Origin of the sequence: Streptomyces sp. NPDC048442, from assembly GCF_040651475.1 — a bacterium.
GTDB lineage: Bacteria > Actinomycetota > Actinomycetes > Streptomycetales > Streptomycetaceae > Streptomyces.
In genome coordinates, this window is the sequence record NZ_JBEZKB010000012.1 from 185,537 (window position 1) to 203,882 (window position 18,346).

Annotated in this window: 19 protein-coding genes and 1 pseudogene; 14 read left to right on the forward strand and 6 right to left on the reverse strand. The window is 70.9% G+C overall.

The features are described 5' to 3' along the window. Positions 1 to 326 precede the first annotated feature (326 nt). The 13 genes and pseudogenes from AB0D18_RS20150 (at position 327) to AB0D18_RS20210 (ending at position 12,285) form a co-directional block, all read left to right on the forward strand. Positions 327 to 644 (forward strand): hypothetical protein, encoded by a 318-nt coding sequence (locus AB0D18_RS20150; protein WP_362419991.1) that lies wholly within the window; start codon positions 327 to 329, stop codon positions 642 to 644. A gap of 68 nt (positions 645 to 712) precedes the next feature. Next, complete coding sequence (locus AB0D18_RS20155) at positions 713 to 1,525, forward strand: class I SAM-dependent methyltransferase (RefSeq protein ID WP_362420126.1); 813 nt, start codon at positions 713 to 715, stop codon at positions 1,523 to 1,525. 36 nt (positions 1,526 to 1,561) lie between these two features. Continuing rightward, entirely contained in the window at positions 1,562 to 2,254 is a 693-nt protein-coding gene (locus AB0D18_RS20160) for an MOSC domain-containing protein (protein ID WP_362419994.1), read from the forward strand. Continuing rightward, positions 2,254 to 2,526: pseudogene (locus tag AB0D18_RS20165) on the forward strand (NUDIX domain-containing protein). Before AB0D18_RS20160 ends, AB0D18_RS20165 begins: the two are co-directional and overlap by 1 nt. 128 nt (positions 2,527 to 2,654) lie before the next feature. Next, entirely contained in the window at positions 2,655 to 3,740 is a 1,086-nt protein-coding gene (locus AB0D18_RS20170; protein ID WP_362419997.1) for a dihydrodipicolinate reductase, read from the forward strand. After that, positions 3,731 to 4,225: a carboxymuconolactone decarboxylase family protein gene (locus tag AB0D18_RS20175; RefSeq protein ID WP_362420000.1), complete on the forward strand. Its 495-nt coding sequence runs from the start codon at positions 3,731 to 3,733 to the stop codon at positions 4,223 to 4,225. The genes AB0D18_RS20170 and AB0D18_RS20175 overlap by 10 nt, the downstream gene beginning before the upstream one ends. Before the next feature lie 226 nt (positions 4,226 to 4,451). Further along, complete coding sequence (locus AB0D18_RS20180) at positions 4,452 to 5,720, forward strand: phospholipase D-like domain-containing protein (RefSeq protein ID WP_362420003.1); 1,269 nt, start codon at positions 4,452 to 4,454, stop codon at positions 5,718 to 5,720. A gap of 289 nt (positions 5,721 to 6,009) precedes the next feature. Next, on the forward strand, positions 6,010 to 6,564 hold the full coding sequence (locus AB0D18_RS20185; protein ID WP_362420006.1) for a hypothetical protein: 555 nt from the start codon (positions 6,010 to 6,012) through the stop codon (positions 6,562 to 6,564). Further along, positions 6,561 to 7,751 (forward strand): 4-hydroxybenzoate 3-monooxygenase, encoded by a 1,191-nt coding sequence (locus AB0D18_RS20190; protein ID WP_362420009.1) that lies wholly within the window; start codon positions 6,561 to 6,563, stop codon positions 7,749 to 7,751. Before AB0D18_RS20185 ends, AB0D18_RS20190 begins: the two co-directional genes overlap by 4 nt. 105 nt (positions 7,752 to 7,856) lie before the next feature. Further along, positions 7,857 to 8,252, forward strand: a complete 396-nt coding sequence (locus AB0D18_RS20195; protein ID WP_362420012.1) for a helix-turn-helix transcriptional regulator — start codon at positions 7,857 to 7,859, stop codon at positions 8,250 to 8,252. Between the two features lie 44 nt (positions 8,253 to 8,296). Then, a complete protein-coding gene (modA, locus tag AB0D18_RS20200) occupies positions 8,297 to 9,109 on the forward strand; it encodes a molybdate ABC transporter substrate-binding protein (RefSeq protein ID WP_362420015.1) in 813 nt (270 codons plus the stop codon). A gap of 109 nt (positions 9,110 to 9,218) precedes the next feature. Then, positions 9,219 to 11,267, forward strand: coding sequence for an ABC transporter permease (locus AB0D18_RS20205; protein ID WP_362420018.1), 2,049 nt, complete (start codon positions 9,219 to 9,221; stop codon positions 11,265 to 11,267). 40 nt (positions 11,268 to 11,307) lie between these two features. Then, entirely contained in the window at positions 11,308 to 12,285 is a 978-nt protein-coding gene (locus tag AB0D18_RS20210; protein WP_362420021.1) for a DUF4344 domain-containing metallopeptidase, read from the forward strand. On the opposite strand, the gene AB0D18_RS20215 is transcribed toward AB0D18_RS20210, so the two are convergent. Continuing rightward, positions 12,276 to 12,890 (reverse strand): GrpB family protein, encoded by a 615-nt coding sequence (locus AB0D18_RS20215; RefSeq protein WP_362420024.1) that lies wholly within the window; start codon positions 12,888 to 12,890, stop codon positions 12,276 to 12,278. The genes AB0D18_RS20210 and AB0D18_RS20215 overlap by 10 nt on opposite strands. Before the next feature lie 104 nt (positions 12,891 to 12,994). On the opposite strand from AB0D18_RS20215, the gene AB0D18_RS20220 reads away from it, so the two are divergent. Then, complete coding sequence (locus AB0D18_RS20220) at positions 12,995 to 13,840, forward strand: alpha/beta hydrolase family protein (RefSeq protein WP_362420027.1); 846 nt, start codon at positions 12,995 to 12,997, stop codon at positions 13,838 to 13,840. A gap of 16 nt (positions 13,841 to 13,856) precedes the next feature. On the opposite strand, the gene AB0D18_RS20225 is transcribed toward AB0D18_RS20220, so the two are convergent. From AB0D18_RS20225 to arsB, 5 genes are all read right to left on the reverse strand, one after another. Beyond that, the gene (locus AB0D18_RS20225) at positions 13,857 to 14,261 is read right to left on the reverse strand and encodes an SSI family serine proteinase inhibitor (protein WP_362420030.1); all 405 of its coding nucleotides are present in this window, start codon (positions 14,259 to 14,261) and stop codon (positions 13,857 to 13,859) included. A 1,167-nt stretch (positions 14,262 to 15,428) separates the two neighbouring features. Next, on the reverse strand, positions 15,429 to 15,680 hold the full coding sequence (locus AB0D18_RS20230) for a hypothetical protein (protein WP_362420033.1): 252 nt from the start codon (positions 15,678 to 15,680) through the stop codon (positions 15,429 to 15,431). Positions 15,681 to 15,759: 79 nt separating this feature from the next. After that, positions 15,760 to 16,668: an aminoglycoside phosphotransferase family protein gene (locus tag AB0D18_RS20235; protein WP_362420036.1), complete on the reverse strand. Its 909-nt coding sequence runs from the start codon at positions 16,666 to 16,668 to the stop codon at positions 15,760 to 15,762. Between the two features lie 134 nt (positions 16,669 to 16,802). After that, positions 16,803 to 17,156 (reverse strand): arsenate reductase ArsC, encoded by a 354-nt coding sequence (locus AB0D18_RS20240; RefSeq protein WP_362420129.1) that lies wholly within the window; start codon positions 17,154 to 17,156, stop codon positions 16,803 to 16,805. 94 nt (positions 17,157 to 17,250) lie between these two features. Then, on the reverse strand, positions 17,251 to 18,327 hold the full coding sequence (gene arsB, locus AB0D18_RS20245; RefSeq protein ID WP_362420132.1) for an ACR3 family arsenite efflux transporter: 1,077 nt from the start codon (positions 18,325 to 18,327) through the stop codon (positions 17,251 to 17,253). Positions 18,328 to 18,346 lie beyond the last annotated feature (19 nt).

Consider the following 18,346-nt stretch of genomic DNA (forward strand, 5'->3'; position numbering starts at 1 on the left):
CCGACCCACAACGGGCCCCCGGCCCCGTCCCCGAGCCCTGGCCCCGGCCCATGGCCCCCTGGGCCTTGTGGCCGGCCCCCACGGCCCCCAGTTCCCGGCTCCGTCTCCCGGCCTCCGGCCTCCGGGTCTCGTCCACGGGTTACGTCCCCGAGCCACGGGCCACGGGCTCCCCGGCCCCCGGCTCGGGCCACGTCCAGGGTCGAGTCCACGTCCCCGACCCACAACGGGCCCCGGCCCCGGCCCATGGCCCCCTGGGCACCCCCAGCCTCCGGTGCCCACCTCCTCGCGGGCCGATTTACCCTGCCCCGTGCGGGTACGGTCCGAGGATGACCACCTATGTCGTGACGCTCCCCGGCACCCTTCTCGGCACGCTTGACCCCGCGGCGCACGCGGAGCTCCTGCGTGAGCTCAGTCCCGCCGATCCCCGGCACACCGCCCTGGGCGAGGCCGAGGAGCTGAACCGTCTCACCCTCGACGACGAGAACTCGACCTTCGTCATCCGCCTCGAAGTGCACGCGGCCACCAGCAAGGAGGCCGAGGCGGAGGCCCGTCGGATCGCCGTCGCGGCACTGCGTTCCGCGGGCCTGGGCGAGGACGAGGCGCCGATCGGGCCCGCCGCCATCTCCGGAATCGACACCGAATGAACCGGGGTTCCGGGGCGGCTGGGGAGGCCGGGGAGGGGGTCGCGGGATTCGATCCTGCCGTGCGCGACATGATGCGGGCCAACCAGTTCAACTGGGACGCCCGCACCCCCGTCCACCTCGCCAGCCGCTTCTACGACGTGAACTCGCCCGAGGCCCGCCCCGAGCGCTGGTTCGCCGACTACGAGTGGGCGGACCTCGGCGACCTCGCCGGACGCGACGTACTGCACCTGCAGTGCCATCTCGGTACGGAGACCATGGCGTTCGCCTCCAAGGGCGCCCGCACGGTCGGCCTCGACCTCTCCGGCGAGTCGGTGGCTGCGGCGAGGCGGCTGGCGGCCCATGCCGGGCTGCCGGTGACGTACGTCCAGGCAAACGTCTACGACGCCCAACAGGCCCTCGGCAAACGCCGGTTCGACGTCGTCTACACCGGAAAGGGAGCCCTCTGCTACCTCCCCGACCTGGGCCGCTGGGCACACACGGTGGCTGCGCTGCTGCGCCCCGGCGGACGCCTCTACCTGGCCGAGTTCCACCCCCTCCTCAACTCCCTCGGCCCGTCCCCCGCCCCCGGCGAAGGCCCCGAACTCCTGCTCCGCCACGACTACTTGGCCGGCCGGGGCGCGGTGGCGAGGGACGCCACGCACACCTACACCGACGGCCCGCCCGTACAGGGCGCGACCGACTGCTACGAGTGGATGCACGGCTTGGGCGAGGTCCTCAACGCACTCACCGGTGCGGGCCTCCGACTCACCCGCCTCCGCGAGAGCGACGAACTCCCCTGGCCCCGCTGGCCGGACATGGTCCGCACCCCGGGCGGCTGGTGGCGGCTGCCCGACACCGCCCCCCGCATCCCGCTGCTGTACGCGCTGCTCGCCGAAAAATGAGGTGGGGCGCTCTGCTTCACGGCGTACGGTCGCCCCATGATGCTGCTCTCCGTCAACATCGGCAGACCCCGCCCGAACCCCTGGAAGAGGCTCGGAGCGACAGGCATCGACAAGCGGCCCGTCGAGGGCCCGGTCGCCGTCTCCGCCCCCGGGCCCAAAGGCACCGGTGAGGTCGGTCTCGCCGGTGACCGGGTCTACGACGTGAAGAACCACGGCGGCGCCGACCAGGCCGTCTACGCCCATGCCCGGGAGGACCTCGACGGGTGGGAGGCCGAGCTGGGCAGGCCACTGCCGAACGGCGTCTTCGGGGAGAACCTCACGACCGTCGGCCTGGACGTCAACGGGGCCCTGATCGGCGAGCGTTGGCGCATCGGGCCGGACGTCGTCCTGGAGGTGTCGTGCCCGCGGATCCCGTGCGCGACCTTCCAGGGCCGGCTGGAGCGCGACGGCTGGCTCGGGCTGTTCACCGGGGCCGCGCGCCCCGGCGCGTACCTCCGCGTGGTCGAGCCGGGGGACATCCGGGCCGGCGACCCGGTCGAGATCGTGCACCGCCCCGGCCACGGAGTGACCGTCGCACTCGCCTTCCGCGCGCTGACCCGCGAACCGGAGCTGCTGCCAAGGCTGTTGGCCGCCGACGCGCTGCCGGGGGAGGACATGGACCTGGTCCGCAGGCGTACGGGGGCAAGCGATCGCCCGGGGGAGCCGGGACGACTCACCGGCGGCGGGTAATCTCCCCGGACGGAACTGCGACTCGCGGCTGGACGCTGCCGGGCGGCGGGGTCGAGGACGCCGAGGACCCCTTCGACGCGGTGGTCAGGGAGGTCGCCGAGGAGACCGGCCTGGACGCCGTGGTCGAGCGCCTGCTGGGCGTGGACACAAGGGCCGTCCCCGTCACCTCGGCCGGTCCTCCCTGGTTGACGTCGGCCTCGCCCTGGCGCTGACCGCCCCGGCGACCGGCCACGTCCCCCCCGGTACCGACCGGCGGTCTGATCCAGCACTGAGGCAGGCGCCCGGAACCGCAATGAGCCCGGAACCGCAACGCGCCAGAACCGCCATGTGCACGGCTGCGCCACAACCGCCATGTGCACGGCTATGGGAACCGTGCGCCCTCCGCGCTACCCTCCGCCGCATGATTTCCACGGTCGTCTGGGGAACCGGGAACGTCGGCCGCGCGGCCATCCGTGCCGTGGCGGCCCATCCGGCGCTGAAGCTCACCGCCGTACTCGTCCACGACCCGCGGAAGGTCGGCCGCGATGCGGGTCAACTGGCAGGGCTGGAGGGTGAGTTGGGGGTGTGTGCCACCGACGACGTCGACACCGTCCTGGCCGCCCGCCCCCGCGCCGTCGTCTACGCCGCCTCCGGCGACCTCCGTCCCGACGAGGCCCATGCGGACGTCGCGCGGGCCCTCCGTACCGGAGCCGTCGTCGTCACCCCCGCCCTCTACGCGCTCTACGACCCGCCGAGCGCCCCGCCCGAACTCCGCGAGCCCCTCCTGGAAGCCATCGCGGACGGCGGCGGCTCCCTCTTCGTCTCCGGCGTCGACCCCGGCTGGGGCAACGACGTCCTGCCGCTTCTCGTCAGCGGCCTCGGTTCCACCGTCGACACCATCCGCTGCCAGGAGATCTTCGACTACTCGACGTACGACCAGCCGGAGTCCGTCCGTGACCTCATCGGCATGGGGCACCCCATGGAGTACCAGCCGCCGATGCTGACGGCGACCGTGCCGACGATGGTGTGGGGCGGTCAGATACGGCTGCTGGCACGGGCCCTCGACGTCCAACTGGACGACATCCGCGAGACGTTGGAGCGCCGGCCGCTCGACGACACGGTCACCACCCGCACCATGGGCAAGTTCGAGGCGGGCACCCAGGGCGCGGTCCGCTTCGAGGTCCAGGGCATCGTCGGCGGCGTACCCCGCCTGGTCATCGAGCACATCACCCGCATCCACCCGTCCTGCGCCCCGGACTGGCCCACGCCGCCCGACGGCACCGGCGCACATCGCGTGATCGTCGAGGGCAGGCCCCGTATCGAGGTCACCGTCGAGGCGAGCGACGAGGACGAGAACCGCTCGGCGGGCGGCAACGCCACCGCCGTCGGCCGCCTCGTCAACGCCATCGACTGGCTGACGGAAGCGGAACCCGGCCTCTACGACGCCCTCGACGTCCCCCTGCGCCCGGCAGCGGGCCGACTCGGAAGGAGCCAGTCGTGCACCTAGAGATCCCCGACGGCAAGAACCCCATCGAGTACGTCTGGGGCGACATGGTCCCCGGCATCGGCCCCGCCGCCGCGAACTTCTCCCTCGCCGTCTACGCCCACACCACCCTCGGCCTGCGCGAGTTCGAGGCGGCGCGGCTGCGGATCGCGCAGCTCAACGGGTGTCTGTTCTGCCTGGACTGGCGGACCGACCGGGACGGCGAAAAGGTCGAGGAGGGGTTCGCCGACGCGGTGACCAACTGGCGCACCGGCGATGCCCCCGGCGTACTCGACGACCGTACGAGACTGGCCGCCGAGTACGCCGAGCGGTACGCCCTGGACCACCACGGCCTCGAAGGGGACGAGGACTTCTGGGCCCGGATGTCCGCGCACTACAGCCAGGCCGAGATCGTCGAACTGACCATGAGCCTCGGCTCCTGGCTGGCCTTCGGCCGGCTCAACCGCGTACTGGGGCTGGACACGAGGTGCGTACTGCCGGGGCATTGAGAGGTGTATTGAGAGGTGTGCCGAGGCGGTCACGCCCGTACGGTACGAGGATCAATTGCCGTACGGTACGAGGATCAATCGCCGTACGGTACGAGGATCAATTGCCGTACGGGCATGGCCGATTCGAGCCCCCCGGAGGCGGGCACCCCCTATGCTCACGTACCGAAAATGGCATGCTCATGCTTGCCGCTTCGGTCAAGTCACCGGCCTCCAGGGGGAACCACCCGTGCACTCTCGTTTCCACCGACGCCTCGCCACCTTCGCCACCGCGCTCGCGGTCGCAGCCGCCGGTCTCGTCCTCGGTCCCGTGCCGCAGGCCGGGGCGGCGGGTGAGGTCGGTGCGGCGGATGCGGCGGTTCCGCCGATGGGGCCCGTCTTCAACCGGCCCACAGGCGACGTCGCCCAGCAGAACGCGATCCGCGACCGGGCGCGCGCGATGATCGCCGCCGCCGACAACGGCTCGACGATCCAGATGGCGCTCTACCACTTCTGGGACAAGACCTTCGCCCAGGAACTCGCCGCCGCGCACACCGCGCGCGGCATCAACGTCCAGGTCGTCCTCGACGAGACGACGGTCAGTACCGAGGGCGTCAATGACGTCTCGTACGACACCCTCAGGACGGCCCTCGGCACGGACATGACGAAGCCGTCGTACGTGAAGCTCTGCACCAAGGGCCGCTCCTGCCTCGGCCCGACCGCCGGCGCGGGCATCAACCACAACAAGTTCCTGCTCTTCAGCAGCCTGGGCGGCGGCACGGCCAAGCAGGTCGTCCTCCAGATGACCTCCAACCTCACACCCTCCAACTACTCCCGCTACTGGAACAGCGCCGTCGGCGTCGCGGGCAACGCGGAGCTCTACGCCGCGTACACCGCCTACTTCGGGAAGCTCGGCAAGCAGGACCGCGCCAACTGGACGTACACGTCCGCCAACGCGGGCGCGTACAAGGTCTACTTCTTCCCGCGCGCGGGCTCGGACAACGACACCGACACCGTCGTGAACGCCCTCGACAACGTCGCCTGCACCTGGACCGACTCGGCAGGCACCCACCGCACCGCGATCCGCGCCGCCATGCTCAAGATCACCCGCCAGGGCGTCGCGGACAAGCTCCGCTCGCTGGCCGCCGCCGGCTGCACCGTCGACCTCGTCTACAGCGAGACCGACAGCGGCACCTGGAACGCCCTGCACGGCCAGACCCGCCTCGCCACTCGCTGCTACCAGCACGACGACGACGGGGACGCCGGCACCCCGGACCCCACCCCGAACCGCATCGTGCACTCCAAGAACCTGATGATCGACGGCATGTACGCGGGCGCCCGCGAGAAGCTCGTCTTCACCGGCAGCCACAACTGGAGCGGCCCGGCCCTGCGCGACAACGACGAGTCGATGGTCCGCATCAACGACGACGCCCTCTACAACGCCTTCGTGACCAACTTCAACGACACCGGGGCGGCAGCGAGGCCCGGCACGGCGGACAACGTGGCGGCCTGCAAGTAGCAGCGAATTTTCGACCACGACGTGAATGCCCGCCCTGACACGGGGCAGAAGAACGTCGACCCGAGCTCGGCAGGCGCATCCCCCCAGCCCGCTGAGCATCCTGAATGCCCCACGGCCCCACCCCCCCCGGGCCGTGGGGCATTCGCATGGGTGTGAGGACGGTCTCGCTGCCCCGAACGGGCTTACGATGAAAGGGTGTTGGGTTTCGGCGCAGCGCGCAGCCGAGCGCGTCCCGCGCGTCCTGCATGTTTCGCGTGTCCTGCGTGTCCGAGGGAGGCGCACACCTCCGATGGAATTACGGCCGTCCTCCAGGGCGATTCCCCCCGTCACGCTGGAGGACCTCGCGCGAGATCCTGACCTGTGGCGGCTGGTCCGCCACCTGGTGGACACCGACGGGGTGACGGCGACCCTGGGCCGCTGGCTGGGGTACGCCCCCCGCCTCCGCCTCCTGGAACGCTCCGAAGGCCCGGTCGCCCACTCCCTGCGCGCCCTGCTGCACGCCCAGGGCACTGAACGCGCCCAGGACCGGCGCATCCAGTTCCTCACCTGCCACGACGAGGTGGTGATGGATGCTCAGGCGGTGGTGGTGACCAACCGGCTCCCCCTGGAGGCCCGCCACTGTCTGCGTACGACGGACACCTCCTTGGGGACCGTCCTCGCCGGGCTGCGGCCGCGACGGCACACACTGCACTGGGAGGCCCTGCCCGCGGCCGGAACGGACCGGGCTGCCGTACTCGAGGTGACCGCCCGGGTCGATCTGTGCGCCACACCGGTCGCCTGGGTGAGCGAGACCTTCCAGCTCGTCGCCCTGACTTCTCGCCGGCGAACCGGCGGTGCACGATGAGCGAACGCGTCACCGTCGGCATCATCGGAGCCGGACCGGCCGGGCTGCTGCTGGGAAACCTCCTGCTCGGAGCGGGTGTCGACTGCGCCATTTTCGAACGGCACAGCCGGGCCCACATCGAGCGGCGGGCACGGGCGGGGCTGATCGCGCACCCCACGGTGGAACTGCTGACGCGCCACGGGCTCGCCGACCGGCTGCTCGCCGAAGGGATGCGGCACACCGCATGCGAGTTCCGGCACCAGGGCGAGTACTTCTCCGTGCCCTACAGCGAGCTCACCGGCGGACAGGCCCACTACGTGTACCCGCAGCAGTTCCTCGTCCGGGACCTTGTCGCGGCATTCCTGCGCGCGGGCGGCACCCTCCACTTCGACACCGCCTGTACGGCACTGCGCCGGCTGTACGGACCGGGGCCCGCGATCCTCTGCACGACCGGTTCCGCCGAGACGGCCCGGATCCAGTGCGACTACCTCGCGGGGTGCGACGGCCAGCACGGCATCTCCGGGGCCGCACTGCCTCCCGGCCGCGCACGGACGTACCGGCTGCGCCACCCGGCCGGCTGGCTGGCCGTCCTGGCGGAGGCCCCGCCCGCCACCACCGAGATCATCTACGGACTGCACCGGGACGGCTTCGCAGGCCACATGCTCCGCACCCCGCAGATCAGCCGCTTCTACCTGCAATGCCCCGCCGGGGACGATCCGCACAACTGGCCCGACGAACGCGTCTGGGAACAGCTGCACCACCGCCTCGCCCTGCGTGACAGCGACTGGCACCTCAACACCGGGCCCATTCTCGACAAGCACGTGCTGGACCTGCGCAGCTGCGTCACCTCGCCCATGCAGTACGGAAAGCTCTACCTGGTGGGCGACGCGGCCCACGTCGTCAGTCCGGCGGGAGCCAAGGGCATGAACCTGGCGATGGCGGACGCGGCGGCCCTCGCGGCCGGAATCATCGACTCCGTACACCGCAAGAACACGGATCTCCTGGACCGGTACTCCGCCCTGCGGCTTCCTTCCGTCTGGCGCGCGCAGGAGTTCTCGCACTGGCTGCTCCAGCTGCTGCACACCGACCTGGGCACCGGCGCCGGGGCCGACTTCGAGCAGCAGCTGCGTCTGGCCCGGCTGCGACAGCTGCGCGACTCCCGCACGTGTGCAGCCGCATTCGCCGAGAACTACGTGGGCATGCCCTGACGCCCGTCGTGGGTCCGTGCTTTTCTCCAACAGGTGTCGCATTTGCCATGGAGGTTCGCATCAGACCTTTGTAAATGCCACCTCAGAGCGCCTATTCTGCGGCACATGCAGTCCTACACCATCGGTCAGGCCGCGCGTCTGCTCGGCGTCAGTCCCGACACGGCCCGCCGCTGGGCGGACGCCGGGCGGGTGGCCACCCATCGCGACGAGGGCGGGCGCCGGCTCATCGACGGCCGCGACCTCGCCGCGTTCTCCGTCGAGGTCGCCCAGAGCGCCGCCGGCGAGGAGGACGTCTCGTATACCTCGGCCCGCAACGCGTTCCCCGGCATCGTCACCGCGGTGAAGCTCGGCGACGTGGCGGCCCAGGTGGAGATCCAGGCCGGGCCGCACCGGCTCGTGTCGCTCCTGACCCGGGAGGCCGTCGAGGAGCTGGGTCTTGAGGTCGGCATGCAGGCCACCGCCCGTGTGAAGTCGACCAGCGTGCACATCGACCGCACCTGAACCCAACCCTTAACCCAAGCCTTAGCCCAAGGAGCCCCCTCCCCATGTCCCTCGCGCCCCATTTCACCGGACGCCGTACCGCAGCCGCGATCGTCACGGCGGTCCTCCTCGTTCCGCTGGCCGCGTGTGGCGGCGGCAGTGACAGTGACAAGAAGGCCGACCAGGACTCGGCAGCGGCCGGCGGAGCCCCGAAGGCCGGGCTGACGGTGCTGGCCGCAGCCTCCCTCACCGACGTCTTCAAGGCGGCGGGTGCCGTGTACGAGAAGGCGCACCCGGGTACGAAGGTGAAGTTCTCCTTCGCCGGATCGCAGGAACTGGCGAGCCAGGTCAAGCAGGGCTCGCCCGCGGACGCCCTGGTCACCGCCGACACGAAGACGATGGACGGGCTGAAGTCCGACACCGGCGCCCCGACCGTCATCGCCAAGAACCGCCTCGTCATCGCGACGGGCAAGGGCAACCCGGAGAAGGTCGGCAGCCTCAAGGACCTCGCCGACACCAAGCTGAAGGTCGTCCTCGCGGCGCCCGAGGTGCCGGTCGGCCGGTACAGCAAGAAGATCCTGGACGCCCAGAAGATCGTCGTGAAGCCGGTCTCGCAGGAGCCCAGCGTGCGCGCGGTGCTCAGCAAGGTCGAACTGGGCGAGGCCGACGCGGGGCTCGTCTACAAGACCGATGCCGCCACGGCCACCGACAAGGTCGAAGCCATCGACATCCCGGACGCGCAGAACGCGGTCGCCTCCTATCCTGCCGCCACGCTCAAGACGTCCAAGAACGCGGCCGCGGCGGCCGAGTTCGTGAAGTGGCTGTCCACCCCGGAGGCGCAGAAGCTCCTGCGGGGCGCGGGCTTCCAGAAGCCGTAACCCGGTAGACACTCGTGCGGGCGGCCCCGTCCGGGCGCAGGTACACACCGTGCGCCTGCGCCGAGGCCGCCCGCACGGCACTTCCAGACCCCAGCTTCAGGGATCCTCGATGAAACACCTCCGCAGCCGCACGACCGGCCCCCGCACGGGCACCGGCCCCCGCACCGGCACAGGCCCGCGCATCGGCACAGGCCCCCGCGTCGGCGCCCGCACCGGCACCCGCGCCCCGATCGCCCTGGCCGTTCCCGCGCTCGTGGCCGTCGCCTTCCTGCTGCTGCCGCTGATCGGGATCCTCACCCGTACCTCATGGGGTGAACTGGGCACGCATCTGACCAGCCCCGGGACCACCGAGGCGCTCACCCTCTCGCTGGTCGTCTCCGCCTGGGCGCTGGGCCTCTCCGTCGTACTCGGCGTCCCGCTGGCATGGCTGCTGGCCCGTGTCGACTTCCCCGGCAAGGCGTTCGTCCGCTCCCTCGTGCTCCTGCCGATGGTGCTGCCGCCCACCGTCGGCGGTGTCGCACTCCTCCTCGCCTTCGGCCGCAGGGGACTGCTCGGAGGGTGGCTGGAGGACACGTTCGGCATCACGCTGCCCTTCAGTACCGCAGGGGCCGTTGTCGCGGCGACGTTCGTCGCGATGCCGTTCCTGATTATCAGCCTCGAAGGGGCGCTGGGCGGGCTGCGGCCCCGGTACGAGGAGACGGCGGCCTCCCTGGGAGCGTCGCCGCTGCGGGTGTTCTTCACCGTCACCCTGCCGATGGTCACCCCGGGACTCGTGGCGGGCGCCGCGCTCACCTGGGCACGGGCGCTGGGAGAGTTCGGCGCGACCATCACCTTCGCGGGGAACCTGCCCGGCACCACCCAGACCCTGCCCCTCCAGGTCTATCTGCTGCTCCAGGAGAGCCCGGAAGCCGCCACCTCGGTCTCGCTGCTCCTGCTCGCCGTCGCCATGGCCGTACTCATCGCGCTGCGGGGACGCTGGACGGGCGGCCCGAGCACGGCCGCGAAGGTGGCACAGGACCGGCCGGAGGAGCCGGATCCCGCGCCGGAGGAGCCGGATCCCGCGCCTCTCCAGGCCGCCCACCCCGCTCCTTCAGCCTGCCCCAGTCCTGATCCCGTACGGGAGAGCTGGCCGCTGCACGCCGACGTCACCGGCTTCAACCAACTCACCCTCGACGCGGAACCCGGCACCACCATCGCCGTCGTCGGCCCCAACGGTGCGGGCAAGACCACCCTCCTGCGCGCCCTCCTCGGCCTCACCCCCCGCGCCCACGCCGAGCTCCGCCTCGGCGGCATCGACGTCAGCGCGCTGCCCCCGCACCGGCGCGGTGTCGCCTGGGTGCCCCAGGACGGCGCGCTGTTCCCGCACCTCAGCGCACTGGCCAACACCGCCTACGGGCTGCGCGCCCACAAGGTCCCGAGGGCCGAGGCCCGCCGCAGCGCCCAGGAGTGGCTCGACCGCCTCGGTGTCGGCCACCTGGCCGCCCGCAAACCCTCCCAGCTCTCCGGCGGCCAGGCCCAACGCGTCGCCCTGGCACGGGCGTTGGCCGCCCGCCCCCGGCTGCTCCTCCTCGACGAGCCCCTCGCCGCCCTCGACCAGACCACCCGTGGGCAGGTGCGCCACACCCTGCGCACCCACCTCGCCGACTTCGGCGGCGTCTGCCTGATCGTCACCCACGACCCGGTCGAAGCGGTCTCGCTCGCCGACCGGGTTCTCGTACTCGAGGACGGGCGGGCCCTGCAGGACGCGGCACCGGCCGAAGTCACCCGCCACCCGCGTTCCCCCTGGGTCGCCCGCATGCTCGGCCGCAACGCCTGGCCCGGCACCGCCACCCCGGACGGGCTCCAACTCCAGGACGGCGGAAGCCTCGTCATCGCCGACCCCCTGCCCACCGGCACGCCCGCACTCGCCGTGATCGCCCCCGAAGCGGTCTCCGTGCACCGCGACAAACCCGGCGGCAGCCCGCGCAACATCTGGGCGGGCACCGTCCGGGAGATCACCACCAGCGGCAGCCGCCTCCGAGTCCTCATCACCTCGCCGCACGCCCCCGACCTCGTCGCCGAAATCACCCCGCAGGCCGCCGCCGAACTCGGCCTCGCCGACGGGTCCCCGGTGTGGACCAGCATCAAGGCGACGGAAGCGACTGTCGTACCTCTGTAGCGCGGGAAGAGGTCGGCACGCGATCGGCAAGGATCATGGGATGGCACGGACACGGACACAGACACGGGTACAGACACAGACACGGGTACGGACAGGGACGCGGGCACGCACGGCACGCACGGCACGCACGGCACGCACGGCACGCACGGCACGCACAGCACTGGCCGTAGCACTGCTGACAGCCGCAGGCTCCGCGTGCCAGGCCCCGGGATCACCTCCGGCCGTCTCCGTACCGCGCCAAGTCGTCACCGTACGGTACGAGGATCCGGCGCCGGCCGATCAGCAGGACGCCGCGTTCCTGCGCAAGCGGAAGACGGCGGAGGAGGCCGCTTCTGCTCTGGCCGGGTTCCTGGACTGGGGTGACCGGGCGCCGGTCCCGCTCCTCGTCAAGTCCTGTGCGGGGGAAGGGCCTTCGTACGATCCGGAGGCCCGGCGCATCGAGATCTGCTACGAGGAGGTCACCGAGACGCGCGAACTCTTCCGGGAGGGCGGCCCCCGGCAGGCCACCGCCGACGACGTCCGCTCCGTACTCCTCGAAACGCTCTTCCACGAGTCCGCCCACGCCCTCCTCGACGTCCTCGGACTCAAGCTGCCGGGCAACGAGGAGGACCTGGCGGACCAGTTCGCGGCGCTGATGCTGCTGCGCGAGGGGGAGTCAGGCGAACGGCAGCTGCGTACTGCGGCCGAGGCGTGGCGGATGTCCGCCGAGGTGTACGTGGAGGACGAGGAAACGACGGCGGACGAACACGCTCCGGACCGCGAGCGCGCCGTCAACCAGCTGTGTTACGTCTACGGAGCCACACGCGCCGGCCACCGGGACCCGGCGGGCACGGGAGGCCTTCCCGCTGCCCGTGCCGCAGGGTGCGAGAGGGAGTGGGGCGCGGTACGTACGAAGTGGACGAACGCGCTCCAAGAGGCCCTGGGCAGCCGGACCTTTGGCAGCCAGGCCCTGGGCAGCCGGATCTCTGGCAGCCAGGCCTTGGACAACCCCGGAAGCAACCGCGTCGGTCAGCCCTGACGGCCGTGCGGCGTCCAGCCCGTGGCTGCCGCCCACGGCTCCGCGACCGTGCCGACGAGGTCGACGACCGGGTCCTTCACGTCGGCGTACACCCCGGTGTCGTCGACCGCGCCCGCGAGCACCTGCTTGAAGCGGGCGTACGCGGGGACCGCCTCCGGGTGTGCGCGGAACCAGTCGCGGAAGAGCAGCGCGAGGCGTTCGTTGGGCGACCCCAGGCGGCGTACGTGGAGGTTGACGTCCGGGCCCGCCGGATGCGCACGCCGCGACCACAGACGCTTCGTCCACTCCTGTGGATCGTCGTCGAGACCTGCCGGTACGTGGTCGTGCCGGTGCCGGGAGAGCTGGAAACCCCGCGCGGAGAGGGGCTCGGCGAACGCCTTCTCCGCCTCCTCAAGGTCTGCGACGCTCACCTGGAGGTCGAAGACGGGCTTGGCCGCCATGCCTGGGATCGAGGTGCTGCCGATGTGTTCGACGTACGAGGCGAAAGGCGCGAGCGCGGCGAGCAGTTCGCCGGTGAAGGACCGGCCCCGCGCCTGCCAGTCGGGGGAGTGGTCGACGAGCACGGGGGCGACGGGCAGGTCCGCGGACTGGTGGGTTTCGGTCATCCGGCCAAGTGTAGGGAGAGTGCTGGCGGTCGCCCGTGCGGCCGGTATCGTGCGATCTGGCCCGTGCCGGGCAGCGTGATCACTCCCTCGGAGGGCGAGACCGTATGACCGAGATGCGCACCGCCCCGAGCACCGATCTTCGCGAGGCGGGCCAGGCCGGCGCAGATGTCCGGCGGGATGCCGAACTTGCTGTGTCAGTACGGCACTTCACCATCGACTGCGACGGCGAAACCCTCACTTGCGCGGAGGCGGTCCCGCCAGCCCGGCACCTTCCCTCGCCCTCGCTCTCGCCCTCGGAGCCCCTCGCCGCCGTGGTCCTGCACGGTGCAGGCAACGGCGACAAGCAGAGCCCCACCGTCCTCGCTACGCACCTCGCGGCCCGTGGGCACCACGGACTCGCCTTCGACTTCTCCGGTCACGGTGCCAGCACCGGCAGGCTCAGCGAGCTCAGCCTGGAGCGCCGCTTCGAGCAGGCCCGTACAGTCGTCGACTCCCAACTCCCCACCGACCGGCGCCTGTTGCTGATCGGCTTCAGCATGAGCGGCCAGACCGTCGCCGACTTGGCCGCGCACTACGGGCCCCGGGTCGCGGCCATCGGGCTCGGTGCGCCGGCGGTGTACGCGGCCGAGGCGTGGCCGGTTCCGTTCGGTGCGGGCTTCACCGGGATCATCCGTACGCCGGAGAGCTGGCGGACGTCCCCTGCCCTGGACACCTTCCGGGGCCTGCCCGCCGCCGTGCGCGCGGTACTCGCGACGCCGGCGGTGGACGAGGTGATTCCGCCGGCGGTCACCGAGGCCGTCGACGAGGCGCTCACCGGGTCGGACGCGCAGTACACCAGGCTCGTACTCCCGGCTGCCGACCACCGGATGAGCATCTGGTTCGCGGGTGACGGGACTTCGCGCGGCGACTTCCTCGACGCGCTGCTCGGGGCAGGGGACGCGCGCCCGTAGCCGTACGCAACTCGGCTCAGCCCTGCAACAGCCTGGAGAACCTGTCCCAGCGGGCGATCTCGCAGCCGTTCGTCCGGTCGAACTCGGCGTCCACGGGCCTGCCCGCCCACCGCCCGGTGACGTGGGCGCGCTGCGGCCCGCCGTAGATCATCGTGCACGCGGCGTCGGGCGGGACGGGCGCGAAGGGGTCTCGGCCCCAGACGGTGGCATCGTCCAGCTGGTCACACACGGCTTGCGGGTCCTCGTAGCCGTGGCTGCGGGCTGGGTGGCAGCGGATCTTGTACGTTCCGTCGTCGCCGTCGGTGCGGGTGAGAGTGACGACGAGGTGATCCCCTCCTGCCGCGTGCACCGGCACGGCGGGCCCGGCGATACCGAAGGCGAGCAGGGAGGCGGCGACAAGTCCAAGACGGCGGCGGTGCATTGCGAGTTCCCCTCACAGAAGACGAATGTGTACGCAGCGTAGGGGATTCACTACGCAATGCATGTCGTGGAGTGCCGCATGTCGGTTCGCTACTGTGAGCGGCCGGAGTGCGCTGCTGCCGCCCCTCGGGCCGACTTCGTTTTGCGCGGCTCGCCACGCAGCTTCCGAGACTTCGCGGAACGGGAAATGGGCCGGCCCCAGAAGTGACGTCGGCAAGGAGAAGACGCGCCACGCGACGATTTCCGCATATCCACCGGCATCTTCACAGTCGTCTGCCCGTCGCGTACAAGTGCGGCGTGCACGACGCAGACCTGCGGGGACTGGAACAAGCCCTGGACCGCACCCCGTTGCCCACCGGCAGCGACTCGCGTGCAGCCGGAGGCCTCTCCACACGCGCACCGCCGTAACGGCCGGCCGTGCGGGCAACGCCCCTCTGCTGGACACCTCCCCGGCTACAGACCCAGCACGTACCACTGCTTTGTGGACCGGCCGTGCAGGTAGGGGTTCCGGCCTCGGCCCGTGGGGCGGGCGTAGCGTCGGAGTGGGTCTCCGTTGGGCGACGCCCTGGGGCGGCCAGTACGCCCACAGCTGGTTGCCCCCGCTGTCCCACCGGGTCAGGCCGGCCGAGCTGATGGGGTCGCCGTAGACCCCCTTCATCCCCGTAGGCGGTCCAAAGGTTGTTGCAGCGGTCCGCCATCATGAACGCCGCTGCGGCTCCCATGGCGAAGCTGCGTCGGGGACGGCCGTCGCGACCGAATATCTGTCCGTTGCGGCCCCCGGCGGAATGGCCGAGGCCGGGACCTTCCATAGGGATTCGGCGAGAAGACAGCGTCGGGGCAGATCAACCAGAGGGCTCTTCCCCACGCGTCCACCGTGGAAGCCGGCGTACGCCGCAGAGGCCGGTTGAAGTGGAGGGTTCGAAGGCGAGGGTTCGAAGGCGTCGAAATTGAGAAGAACATGAGCAACGGCGATGTCTGCCACGGCGCCTTGGCGTTCTGGCGCGGGCAGTTGAGTGCGCCGGACCTGCTGATCCCCGGTCGGCCGTACGTGCTTCCTCAAGGACGTACGGCCTTTCAGGCTGATCAGCCTGGAGCACGGCCTGACCCAGGAACCGAGGGAAGTGGCATGGCGCGTCGCGAACGGATCAGCAAAACCAGGGCGAAGACGTCACGCCATAGCGAGCGGGAGAAGAGCGAGGAACTGTTCGACGCCGATCAGCAGACCCTTGAGGGGAGCCGCAGCGCCCGCCGACGCGCGGCCGAGGTGTCCCGGGCAGCCGAGGCGTGGCTGAGCAGGACCGCCCTGTGACAGGTGCGGGCCGGCAGTCGTGGACGGGCATCCGGGGAACTCCCTGACCGGGGTGGAGTCCCGGAGTTCGGCGACCGTGGCGACCTTGCCGGTTTTGGTCGTGCGGATCACCGGGGGGGCTGGACCCTCGGGGTTCGCGCGCCGGGTGAACGTGTGCGCCCCCGGCATGCCGGCCGTACTCAGCGCATACTCAGCGCGCAGCGGCGTCCGTGAGAATTGCCTGGAGCCGTGTACGGCATTCGGCGACGAAGGCGGGGAACGTGTGCCAGTAGTAGGCGATTCCGCTGACGCCCACCGCGATGGCCCAGGCGCGGGCGCGGGTCCAGGTTGAATCGTCGAGGTTCAAGGTGTCCCAGTAGGCCTGCCGTGCTTGCGGCGGCAGGTCCCAGAGCGTGGAGTGCTCGGCGTCGGGAAGGCCGACCGAGAGTCCTCCGAAGTCGATGACCGCGTGGAGCTTGCCTTCCCGGACCAGGAGGTTGGTCGGCTTGAGGTCGCCGTGGAGCCATACGTGAGGACCGGAGGGCTCGGGGAGTGTGAGCGCGCCTCGCCACAACTGCTCCAGGGTGTCGACGTCGAGCTCGGAGCCCACGGTGGTTCGGCAGTCGTCGAGACTCTTGCCGACCCACTCGTCGCACGGCGCAAGGCTGCCTCCGCGGTACCAGCTGAGGCCGTCTGCGCGAGTTGCTCCCATGAGGTCGACGCGGTGGAGCTCCCCCACGAACGCCGCGAGGTCGGCTCCGAAGGCGGCCCAGTCCCGGACGGTGTGCGGGCCGGCTTCGTCGCCTTCGATCCAGCGGTAGACCGACCAGCCCACGGGGAAGGCGTCGGTGGGCGTCCCTGCGTGGACGGGATCGGGAATCGGACGGGGGAGGAGGGGCGCCAGGCGGGGTAGCCAGTCCTGCTCCTTCCGTACGGATTGCCCGTTTCCAGCGGTTCGTGGAAGTCGTACGAGCAGGCCGTCGCCCAGCCGGTACATGGTGTTGTCCGTGCCCGCGCCGGCCGGCGACAACGGTAGGTCCGCCCACTCCGGGCGCTGTGCCTTCAGCAGCGACCGGACCAGCGTCTCGTCGACGGGAATCTCATTCTCGTGAAGCGTCACGTCGGAAGTCTCGCCTCTGGACGGAACGAGGAGCCAGCGACTTTTCGACAGCCCCGGGCGTGGAGTGGATGGTCGGCGACTCCGGCCACTGAGGGAACTGGGCCGCGACCAGGCGTCCTACGAATGGAGGGGCTTCAGGCCTCCCGGGGCAGGAGGTCGATCAGCAGTGTGCGGACCTGGGCTTCGATCGCGTTCCGGATCGGGCGGACCGCTTCGACGCCCTGTCCGGCCGGGTCGTCGAGTTGCCAGTCGAGGTACCGCTTGCCGGGGAAGACGGGGCAGACGTCTCCGCAGCCCATGGTGATGACCACGTCCGAGGCCTGCACCGCCTCCACGGTGAGGACCTTCGGGGTCTCGGCGGAGAGGTCGATGCCGATCTCGTTCATCGCCTCGACCACGGCCGGGTTCACCGAGTCCGCCGGGGCCGAGCCTGCCGAGCGGACTTCGACGCGGCCCTGGGAGAGGTGGCCGAGGAAGGCGGCGGCCATCTGGGAGCGGCCCGCGTTGTGGACGCACACGAACAGGACGGAGGGCTTGATGACGGGTGTGGGTACGGGTACGGGTTCAGACGTGGGTACGGGGTCAGACACGGGTGGGGCCTTCCTCTGCTCCGGCCGCAGAGGCCGGAAGGGGCTGGGAGTGGGGCTCGGAGTGGGGGAACCAGCGGCGGGCGGCCAGCGCGACGTACACCAGGCCGATCAGTACGGGCACTTCGATGAGCGGGCCGACGACCCCCGCCAGCGCCTGCCCGGACGTGGCGCCGAAGGTGGCGATGGCGACCGCGATGGCGAGCTCGAAGTTGTTGCCCGCGGCGGTGAACGCGAGTGTCGTGGCCTTCGGATAGTTGAGGCCGACTGCCTTGGCCAGCGCCATGGATCCGGCCCACATCATGCCGAAGTACACCAGCAGCGGCAACGCGATCCGCACCACGTCGACCGGCTGCGAGGTGATCGCGTCGCCCTGCAGGGCGAACAGCACGACGATCGTGAACAGCAGCCCGTAGAGCGCGAACGGGCCGATCCGCGGGATCAGTTCCGCCTCGTACCAGTCCCGCCCCTTGACCTTCTCGCCCAGCTTGCGGGTCAGGAATCCGGCGGCGAGGGGGATGCCGAGGAAGATCAGGACGCTGCGGGCGATCTCCCACACCGACACGTTCAGCCCGGTGGTCTCCAGCCCCAGCCAGCCCGGCAGTACGGAGAGGTAGAACCAGCCCAGCAGGCTGAACGCGAGAACCTGGAACACGGAGTTGAGGGCGACCAGGACGGCGGCGGCCTCACGGTCGCCGCACGCCAGGTCGTTCCAGATGATGACCATCGCGATGCAGCGGGCGAGCCCGACGATGATCAGCCCGGTCCGGTACTCCGGCAGGTCCGGCAGGAAGATCCAGGCGAGCGCGAACATCAGGGCCGGGCCCAGGATCCAGTTCAGGACGAGGGAGGGGATCAGCAGGCGGCGGTCGCGGGTGACGGAGTCGAGCCGGTCGTAGCGGACCTTGGCCAGCACCGGATACATCATCACCAGCAGGCCCAGTGCGATCGGCAGGGAGACGCCGGTGACGGTGACCTTCGCCAGCGCGTCCCCGAGGCCGGGTACGAGACGGCCCAGGCCGAGACCGGCGGCCATCGCGATCAGGATCCACACCGCGAGGAACCGGTCCAGGAACGAGAGGCGGGCCGCG

What these genes read in the sequence shown, in the direction of transcription:
- AB0D18_RS20150 (WP_362419991.1), top strand. Translation starts at nt 327, where the DNA reads ATGACCACCTATGTCGTGACGCTCCCCGGCACCCTTCTCGGCACGCTT.
- AB0D18_RS20155 (WP_362420126.1), top strand. Translation starts at nt 713, where the DNA reads ATGATGCGGGCCAACCAGTTCAACTGGGACGCCCGCACCCCCGTCCAC.
- AB0D18_RS20160 (WP_362419994.1), top strand. Translation starts at nt 1,562, where the DNA reads ATGATGCTGCTCTCCGTCAACATCGGCAGACCCCGCCCGAACCCCTGG.
- AB0D18_RS20170 (WP_362419997.1), top strand. Translation starts at nt 2,655, where the DNA reads ATGATTTCCACGGTCGTCTGGGGAACCGGGAACGTCGGCCGCGCGGCC.
- AB0D18_RS20185 (WP_362420006.1), top strand. Translation starts at nt 6,010, where the DNA reads ATGGAATTACGGCCGTCCTCCAGGGCGATTCCCCCCGTCACGCTGGAG.
- AB0D18_RS20190 (WP_362420009.1), top strand. Translation starts at nt 6,561, where the DNA reads ATGAGCGAACGCGTCACCGTCGGCATCATCGGAGCCGGACCGGCCGGG.
- AB0D18_RS20195 (WP_362420012.1), top strand. Translation starts at nt 7,857, where the DNA reads ATGCAGTCCTACACCATCGGTCAGGCCGCGCGTCTGCTCGGCGTCAGT.
- modA (WP_362420015.1), top strand. Translation starts at nt 8,297, where the DNA reads ATGTCCCTCGCGCCCCATTTCACCGGACGCCGTACCGCAGCCGCGATC.
- AB0D18_RS20205 (WP_362420018.1), top strand. Translation starts at nt 9,219, where the DNA reads ATGAAACACCTCCGCAGCCGCACGACCGGCCCCCGCACGGGCACCGGC.
- AB0D18_RS20210 (WP_362420021.1), top strand. Translation starts at nt 11,308, where the DNA reads ATGGCACGGACACGGACACAGACACGGGTACAGACACAGACACGGGTA.
- AB0D18_RS20215 (WP_362420024.1), bottom strand. Translation starts at nt 12,890, where the DNA reads ATGACCGAAACCCACCAGTCCGCGGACCTGCCCGTCGCCCCCGTGCTC.
- AB0D18_RS20220 (WP_362420027.1), top strand. Translation starts at nt 12,995, where the DNA reads ATGACCGAGATGCGCACCGCCCCGAGCACCGATCTTCGCGAGGCGGGC.
- AB0D18_RS20225 (WP_362420030.1), bottom strand. Translation starts at nt 14,261, where the DNA reads ATGCACCGCCGCCGTCTTGGACTTGTCGCCGCCTCCCTGCTCGCCTTC.
- AB0D18_RS20240 (WP_362420129.1), bottom strand. Translation starts at nt 17,156, where the DNA reads ATGGCCGCCGCCTTCCTCGGCCACCTCTCCCAGGGCCGCGTCGAAGTC.